Source organism: Empedobacter sp. GD03797, from assembly GCF_029842105.1.
Lineage (GTDB): Bacteria > Bacteroidota > Bacteroidia > Flavobacteriales > Weeksellaceae > Empedobacter > Empedobacter falsenii_C.
On record NZ_JAOCFS010000010.1, the window covers coordinates 81,238 to 89,710 of the forward strand.

9 protein-coding genes and 1 tRNA gene are annotated in these 8,473 nt (G+C 31.7%); 6 read left to right on the top strand and 4 right to left on the bottom strand.

Annotation, left to right across the window (positions count from 1 at the left end):
- Nucleotides 1-36: 36 nt before the first annotated feature.
- Nucleotides 37-1,056, bottom strand: a complete 1,020-nt coding sequence (gene mutY, locus N5D90_RS08970; protein ID WP_280062218.1) for an A/G-specific adenine glycosylase — start codon at nt 1,054-1,056, stop codon at nt 37-39.
- Between the two features lie 104 nt (nt 1,057-1,160).
- On the opposite strand from mutY, the gene N5D90_RS08975 reads away from it, so the two are divergent.
- From N5D90_RS08975 to N5D90_RS08995, 5 genes are all read left to right on the top strand, one after another.
- Entirely contained in the window at nt 1,161-1,457 is a 297-nt protein-coding gene (locus N5D90_RS08975) for an HU family DNA-binding protein (protein WP_019975652.1), read from the top strand.
- Between the two features lie 213 nt (nt 1,458-1,670).
- Nucleotides 1,671-3,242, top strand: a complete 1,572-nt coding sequence (locus N5D90_RS08980) for an Rne/Rng family ribonuclease (protein ID WP_038334846.1) — start codon at nt 1,671-1,673, stop codon at nt 3,240-3,242.
- Between the two features lie 57 nt (nt 3,243-3,299).
- Nucleotides 3,300-3,974 (top strand): TIGR02117 family protein, encoded by a 675-nt coding sequence (locus N5D90_RS08985; protein WP_280062219.1) that lies wholly within the window; start codon nt 3,300-3,302, stop codon nt 3,972-3,974.
- A 136-nt stretch (nt 3,975-4,110) separates the two neighbouring features.
- Nucleotides 4,111-4,184: transfer RNA gene (locus N5D90_RS08990), tRNA-Asn, on the top strand.
- Nucleotides 4,185-4,304: 120 nt separating this feature from the next.
- Nucleotides 4,305-4,775 (top strand): ecotin family protein, encoded by a 471-nt coding sequence (locus tag N5D90_RS08995; RefSeq protein ID WP_280062220.1) that lies wholly within the window; start codon nt 4,305-4,307, stop codon nt 4,773-4,775.
- A gap of 52 nt (nt 4,776-4,827) precedes the next feature.
- On the opposite strand, the gene N5D90_RS09000 is transcribed toward N5D90_RS08995, so the two are convergent.
- The 3 genes from N5D90_RS09000 to era all read right to left on the bottom strand — a co-directional run bounded on the left by N5D90_RS09000 (nt 4,828) and on the right by era (nt 7,943).
- On the bottom strand, nt 4,828-6,072 hold the full coding sequence (locus N5D90_RS09000) for a DUF445 domain-containing protein (protein ID WP_280062221.1): 1,245 nt from the start codon (nt 6,070-6,072) through the stop codon (nt 4,828-4,830).
- Nucleotides 6,073-6,156: 84 nt separating this feature from the next.
- Entirely contained in the window at nt 6,157-6,945 is a 789-nt protein-coding gene (locus N5D90_RS09005) for a universal stress protein (protein ID WP_038334827.1), read from the bottom strand.
- A 110-nt stretch (nt 6,946-7,055) separates the two neighbouring features.
- Nucleotides 7,056-7,943 (bottom strand): GTPase Era, encoded by an 888-nt coding sequence (era, locus tag N5D90_RS09010; protein ID WP_038334822.1) that lies wholly within the window; start codon nt 7,941-7,943, stop codon nt 7,056-7,058.
- 222 nt (nt 7,944-8,165) lie between these two features.
- Between era and N5D90_RS09015 the strand changes: the two genes are divergently transcribed.
- Nucleotides 8,166-8,435, top strand: a complete 270-nt coding sequence (locus tag N5D90_RS09015) for a hypothetical protein (RefSeq protein WP_038334819.1) — start codon at nt 8,166-8,168, stop codon at nt 8,433-8,435.
- The last annotated feature ends 38 nt before the right edge of the window (nt 8,436-8,473 follow it).

Here is an 8,473-nt window from a genome sequence, read left to right on the forward strand (position 1 = left end):
TTGTAATAGGTTTTTAGTGGCTTGTTACTTACAAAGTTAATCCAAATAATGTTTATTTATAAATTTTTCTATTGGTTTTGGAAGCGGATAATGTTCGAGATCGTTTAAAGCAATCATTTCAAAATCATTTTCGGCTTGCAAATTTGTTATATCTCTTAAAGATACATTTAATTTCCAATATTTTATAAATAAATTTTGATGCGACAAAATGTGTTTCTCTTCTTCGATAAAAGTTAGATTATTTTCAAGATTTTGATCTAAAATCCAACCTTTATCCAATAAATCAGTTTCAGTTTCGATTTTTGGAAAAGTGAATAAATTTTTCCAAACATCATTCCCAATTCGTTTAGACAAGGCAATTTTATCTTCATTTTCGATGAGAATAAAGTGTAAAAAACGATTCGAAACTTTTGTCTTTTTCAATTTTATTGGCAATTCGTTGACTTTATTTAATCGAAGCGCTTCACAAGACTCATTAAGTGGACAAATTTCGCATTTTGGTTGTTTTGGTGTACAAATCGTTGCTCCCAAATCCATCACCGCCTGATTAAAATCACCCGGACGTTTTTTATCAATGATTTCTAAGCCCAAATCCCAGAAAATCTTCTTTGTTTTTGGCGAACTTATATCATCTGTAATATTAAAATATCGCGCAAAAACTCGAAACATATTTCCGTCTACAGCAGGAACAGATTCATCATATACAATAGATGCAATTGCAGCAGCAGTGTAATCTCCTACTCCTTTTAGCTTTTTTAAATCTTTGAAATTATTCGGAAATTGTCCATTTAATTCATCAGCAATCGTCTTTGCCGTGAAGTGCAAATTTCTGGCACGGGAATAATAACCTAGTCCTTGCCAGAGTTTTAGGACTTTTTGTTCGTCGGCATTTGCCAAATCGAAAATAGTCTCAAATTCTTGTATGAAATTATTGTAAAATTTCATACCTTGGTCAACCCTTGTTTGTTGGAGAATAATTTCCGACAACCAAATGTGAAATGGGTCTTTTGTATGACGCCAAGGTAAATCTCGTTTATTTTTGTCAAAATATGACAAAATCAGATAGTTGAAGTTCATAAAAACTGAAAAAATCTTTTTTTGTTGGGATACTATCGTTATATTTGCACCCGCTTTCAAATTTAAGAATAATAAGAGGAATTATGACAAAGGCAGAAATAGTAAATAACATTTCAGGTAAATTAGGACTTGAAAAGAGCGATACTCAAAGAGTGGTAGAATCGTTTATGGAGGAGGTGATTAAATCATTAGTAGAAGGAGAAAATGTATACTTAAGAGGATTTGGTTCTTTTACTATTAAAACTAGAGCTGAAAAAACTGGTAGAAACATTACGAAAGGAACTTCTATCATTATCCCAGCACACAACGTTCCTACATTTAAACCAGCTAAGACTTTCATCGAAGATGTAAAGACTAGCGAAGCAAACGTAATCAAATAACAATAAAATAATTGTATCATGCCAAGCGGAAAAAAACGTAAAAGACATAAGGTAGCGACGCACAAACGCAAAAAACGTCGTCGTCTTAACAGACACAAAAAGAAAAAATAATTAGTAGCTAAGCTATTAATAATTTAGTCTTTTTACAAGATAGCACTTTTCAATGGAAATTTTGGAAAGTGCTTTTATCATTTTTAAAAACATAATTTTTTGATGAGTAAAGAATTAGTGATTTCAGCCTTAGCTGATCAAGTACGCATCGCAGTTTTAGATGAAGGTCGCTTGATGGAATTTCATCAAGATACTGCAAATGATGGCTTTGCAGTTGGCGACATTTACTTGGGTAAAATCAAAAAATTAGCTCCCAGTTTAAATGCAACCTTTGTTGACATTGGTTATTCGAAAGATGCATTTTTACATTATCATGACTTAGGTCCACAAATACGCTCGTCAAATGCATACAACAAAATTGTAGCAAATGGCACGTACAAAACCGAAAAATTGAAGAACTTCCGTATGGAAGAGCCGATTGACAAAGATGGACAAATTACAGAAATCTTTGCACCAGGTGATTCCGTTTTGGTTCAAATTACAAAAGAACCAATCCATACGAAAGGACCAAGAATTACTTCTGAAATTTCAATTGCTGGTCGATATTTAGTTTTAGTTCCATTTTCGGAACGTGTTTCGATTTCGCAAAAAATCAAACAAAAACCAGAACGCGATCGTTTAATCAAAATTTTAGAAGGTTTAACACCAGAAGGCTTCGGAGTTATTATCAGAACAGTTGCCGAAGAGAAGAACGCAGAAGAATTACAAGCAGATTTGGCTTATTTGTTAAACAAATGGACTCAAATCTTCAAAAATCTTCAGAAAAAGAAAGCGCCAGCTAAAATTCTTAGCGAAATGGACAGAGCTTCTTCTATTTTGAGAGATAATTTTAATGATGATTTTATTAAAATTTCTGTTGATGATGATGAATTAGCTGACGAAATGCGCGAATATTTGGAAGTTATTGCACCAGATAAAATTAATTTGGTAAAAGAATATGACGATCCATTTGTTCCAATTTTTGAAAAGTTTAATGTCGAAAGACAAATTAAACAAGCTTTTGGTAAAACGGTAACTATTCCACAATCTAAAGGTGCATATCTTGTGATTGAACATACAGAAGCGTTACACGTAATTGATGTGAATTCGGGAAATATTTCTCGTAATTCTAAAAATCAGGAAGATTCAGCTTTTGCCGTAAACAAAATTGCTGCTTCTGAAATTGCACGTCAGTTGCGATTACGTGATATGGGAGGAATTGTTGTGGTCGATTTTATTGACATGACGGATGTAGAACATAAGAAAGAATTGTTCGAACATCTGAGAGCTGAAATGGCGAAAGATAAAGCAAAACATAAGATTTTGCCACCAAGTAAATTTGGATTGATTCAGATTACAAGACAACGCGTTCGCCCAGAAGTGAATTTCGTTACAACTGAAGAAAATCCTAACCAAGAATCGAATGAAGTTGAAGCACCTATCGTTACAATTGATAAAATTGAACAAGTGCTCTTGAATATCCTTGATAGAAAAGATAAGGATTTACGAAAAATGTCGTTGCACGTGCATCCTTTCGTAGCTGCTTATTTACAACATGGATTGCCAAGCATTCAGATGAAATGGTTTTTTAAGCATAAAAAGTGGATTAAGATTGTACCAAGAGATGCGTACAAATACTTACAATTTAATTTCTTGGATAAAGATCATAATACACTTTACAACGAATCAAATTAAAAAAAACCTCGCAATTGCGAGGTTTTTTTATTTATATTCGTTACTCAACAAAATACTATGAAAAAAATCTTTCGAATTCTACTCAAAACTTTAGGTGCTTTAGTTTTACTGACTGTGGTGTATTTACTTGCAGTAGTTTTGCTGCCATTAATTCCAGTGAATAAGCAAAAAGAAAAGCCTAATGATCAAATCACAGCGTATATTTTTACAAATGGCGTACATACGGATATTGTGGTTCCAGTAAAATCTAAAGCGATTGATTGGTCGACTTTTGTGCCTTTTTCAGATACGAAATCGAAAAAAGAATACAAATATATTGCCTTTGGTTGGGGTGATAAAGGTTTCTATTTGGATACACCAGAATGGAAAGATTTGAAATTTTCTACTGCTTTCAATGCTGCATTTTGGTTGGGAGATTCGGCGATGCATACTACTTTTTATGATAAAATGACGTTGGGAGAAGATTGTAAAAAAGTAAACATGAACTTGGAGGAATATCAAAAATTAATTGTTTACATCAAGCAATCATTTGATTTAGATAAAAATAACAAAGTCGAATTAATAAAAACGGATGCTGTTTATGGAAATAGTGATTCGTTTTACGAAGCAAAAGGAAGTTACAGCTTATTTTTTACGTGTAATACGTGGGCAGCAAGCGCACTAAAAGCAGCAAATAAAGAAGCACCATTGTGGACGGCAACACAACAAGGAATTTTTCGTCATTATGAATAATTTTTTTTGAATTATTTCTGATTCATTTTCAAAGAGTTGTCTATTAATGCGACTTGTAGAACGAAAAAAAATACTTTTAAGATTTGGAAGTAATAAAATTTGCTCTATATTTGCAACACAATATCGATAACGATACTCCTCCTTAGCTCAGTTGGTTAGAGCATCTGACTGTTAATCAGAGGGTCCTTGGTTCGAGCCCAAGAGGAGGAGCAAAAAAGACAATCAAATTGATTGTCTTTTTTTATTTCACAAATATTTAACATTCCCTCGCACAACCATTCACCCAACTTTTGCATCTTACTAATAGAAAACAAATAAAATCAAATTAGTATGAAACTTAGAAAAGTATTTAGCGTTTTAGCATTATTAATGGTTATGCTAACATTCGCGCAAAAAAATATGAAAATAGATTATTCAATGTATCCAAAAGCAAAAGATGGATATGAACAAAAAATTATCACGTTGAAAACTTTACCTAACGAAGATAATTATAGTGTAGAAATTTTCGCAGGTAAAAAAACATTGGTTGATTCTTGTAATCATTTTTTCTTAGCAGGAGTCTTTGAACAAAAAACTGTTGATGGTTGGGGTTATGATTATTTCAATTTCGAATCAAATGGTAACGTTGGAGGAACTTTAATGGGATGTTTTGACAATAAATCTGTCGAAAAAATTATACACGCACAATCTATTCAAACGCGTTACAATAGCAAATTACCAATTGTAGTTTACGTACCAAAAGGTTATACTTTAGAATATAGAATTTGGAAAGCAGATGAAAAACTTAATTTAGTTAAGTAATATTTATAGTTGTTAATTGAAAAAGCTCGAGAAATTCTCGAGCTTTTATATTTTAATGAAATACCAATTGCGTAATCGTGTAAATAACTAAACCAACAAGTCCTCCAACCAACGTTCCGTTAATCCGAATAAATTGCAAGTCTTTCCCAACTTCCAATTCTAGCTTTTCGCTCAACTCTTTTCCTTCCCATTTATCAACCGTATTACTAATCAAACTTTCCACTTCTTTGACATTTCGTAAAATCATACGGTAAATAAAATGACGCACCCAACCATTAATCTTATCAATCATTTCTTGGTTATCATTCAAATTTTCGGTCAATTTTTTTATATTTTTCTTAATGTAAACTTGCATTGCAGAATTTTCATCATCAAAACTTTCGGTCAAATTTTGTTTAATCGCCAACCACAAATCCAAAGCATAATCATTCAATCGTTCTTTTGTGATAAAATCATCTCGAAGCGATTCTAACCTAAATTTCCAATCGGGAGATTCTTTTATATTCTGAATATTTTCTCGGATAATTCGTTCGATATTATGACGAATTGGATGTTCTTTATCTTCTGCAACCTCATCCAAAAAACTCACTACGCCTTCCACTACTCCTTTCGATATTTTTTTACCAGCAAAAAATGAAATGACAGGATGTTTTTCATTTAATTTATCTTTAATAATCAAATCACTTTCTAAGATATACTCTTTCGCTTTTGGAATGATTGCTTCTAAAATTTCGTCGTGTTTTTCCTTTTCTAAAATGTATTCTAAACTTGACGAAACTAATTCAGGTAAATCAAATTGTTTCAAAATCTCATCACCTTTCAAGGTTATAAAATCAACGACATCTTTATCATCTAAATCTTTGACAATTTTCTTGGAGAAATTAATCAATTCTTCTTGCAACATTTCTTGATTCGTAGCTTTATTCAACCAATCTGCTGCGTATTTTACAACTTCTAATTTCTCGATATATGGACGAATTGTAGATGGTGTCAAAAAATTCTCAGTTACAAACTGTCCCAAATTATCTCCAATCGCATTTTTACTATTTTCGATCAAATTTGTATGCGGAATTTTAAGTCCAAGCGGATATTTGAACAAAGCCGTAACCGCAAACCAATCGGCAAGTGCACCAACCATTGCTGCTTCGGCAAATGCTTCCACATATCCAATCCATTTCGCAGATGAATGCTGACTTAGATAAACCATCAAAAAGTAAATAAAAGCCATCAAAATGAATAATCCTGTCGCAATAGCTTTATGTTTTTTGAGGTTTTGTATTTTCTGAAGTTCCGTCATAAAAGTGTTTTGAGAAATTTGTTGCAAAAATTTAGCCAATCAAAAAAGCGGAGAATTCTCCGCTTTAAGTTTTATGTTTTTAATTTATTTACTTTCCTGAAAAACCAATAACGCTACATTTGCACTCGACAATAATCGTTGGCTATGATTGATTGTAAATAATCTTTCGAAAGATGATAATTCACGGTGAACAACGCCTAATACATCGATATTGTTTTTCATACAATAATTGATTAAACCACCTTCTACATCTTTACTCGGTTCAATTGTAATCATCGCTTCAGGATATTCTTCTTCCCATTCTTTTTTTACGCTTAACATTTGCGGAGTAATCGATTTGTCATCAACATGTACAATGTTCAACAATTTATCGTAACGTTTTGTCACTTCTTCCATTTGCGCCAAAGCTTTTGTCTCTTTTTGATTAAACAATGTAGCATAAGCAAAATTTCTTTCTTCTTTAAATTTCACATTATTTGGAACAACCAACACAGGCGCAGGCGAATTATTAATGACATTTACAGTATTAGAGCCAAAAAACTTTTTGCCTAAACTATTTTGTCCATTCGTTCCCATCACCACATATTGTATATCATCTTTGTTGATAATATCCAAAATCATTAACAACAAATCGCCAACAACCAAAGAACTCTCTATTTTTACATGTTCAAGGTTATTTTCTTTTGCAATATTTTTAAGTTTATTGATATAATTTTCGAAGTTTTCTTCTGTAACTTCAAGATAATTTTTAAGATTTGATTGTACCGAAACTAACTTAATATCTGTTTTAAGAACTTTTGCAAGGTTTAACGCATACAAAAAAGCATTGTTCGCTGTTTCCGAAAAATCGGTTGGAAATAATATTTTAGCCATAATAATTAAATTCTAGAATAGATTTTGTTCTATAAATTTACAACTAAAATTTAGGTAAAGCCACAAAAAAAGTCTTGATTTCTCAAGACTTATCTATTTTTTAACCGTTTTTAATAACCAAAACGACGCAAATCATTCTCTTTGCTTCTCCAATCTTTTCGCACTTTCACGAAAAGTTTCAAGAATACTTTTTTATCAAAGAATTTTTCTAACTCTTCTCTTGCTTCTTTTCCTACTTTCGATAAAGACTCTCCTTTATGTCCAATAATAATTCCTTTCTGAGAATCGCGTTCTACAAAAATTTCAGCTTCGATAGAAATTAAATTCAAATCTTCTTTGAAACGCTCTGTTACTACCTCAACAGAATATGGAATCTCTTTTTGATAGTTTAATAAAATCTTTTCACGAATTACTTCGTTTACAATAAAACGCTCCGAACGGTCTGTTAATTGATCTTCTGGATAATATTGTGGCCCTTCTGGAATAATTGCTTTGATCTTATTAATCAACAAATCTACATTCACGTTTTCTTTTGCCGAAATAGGTAAAATCTCTGCTTTTGGCAATAATTCGTGCCAATATTCTACCGCTTCATTCAATCGATCCGGCGTAGCTGTATCAATTTTATTCAACAATAAAATAATTGGTGTAGATGTTTTTTGCAGACGTTCGAAAACTTGTTCATTTTTCAATCGTTTTTCTCCAATTTCTACAACATAAAGAATCACATCAGCATCCACCAACGATTCATTAACTGCATCCATCATTTTTGTTTGCAGCTCATAAGCAGGATCCAAAACACCAGGCGTATCCGAAAATACAATCTGATAATCTTCTCCTGTCAAAATACCTTTGATACGATGACGCGTAGTTTGCGCTTTGTGTGTTGCGATAACCAAACGCTCTTTCATCAACATATTCATCAAAGTAGATTTTCCAACATTTGGATTTCCTATGATGTTTACAAAACCGGATTTAAATTTCTTTTCGTCTGACATTCTGCAAATTTAGTGATTTCTATAATATTATTTCAGATTAATATGTTGAAGAAAAGATTAATATTCTAATGAAATTTTAATTTCATAAAATTGATTTTGGTCTGTATTTTGAATAATTCTAATTAAGTTCAAAAAAATATGACGAAAGTTATGGTTTATTGAAAAATATGATTAATTTCATACATGTGTTATGGAAGATTAAATTAACCAAAATTTAAAAAAATGATGAAAGCAGAACTTATCGAAAAAGAAGAAGTAAGAAACTATAAATTTTTAGACGCGCCAAAAGACGAAGTAACGGTAGAGGCAAACAAATTGAATGGTGCAGTAAGATTAGGAAACGAATTCAAATCGAAAGCATATATTACATTTCAGACAGATCAAGGTCCTAAGAAAATTGAGACGACTGTTTGGTCTGTTACGGATAAATTTTTACAAATTAAGAATGGAGTTTTGATTCCGTTAAAATCTTTAATTGATATTCAATACTAAAAATTGTTTATTGCTTAAATTAAAAAAGGGATACGATG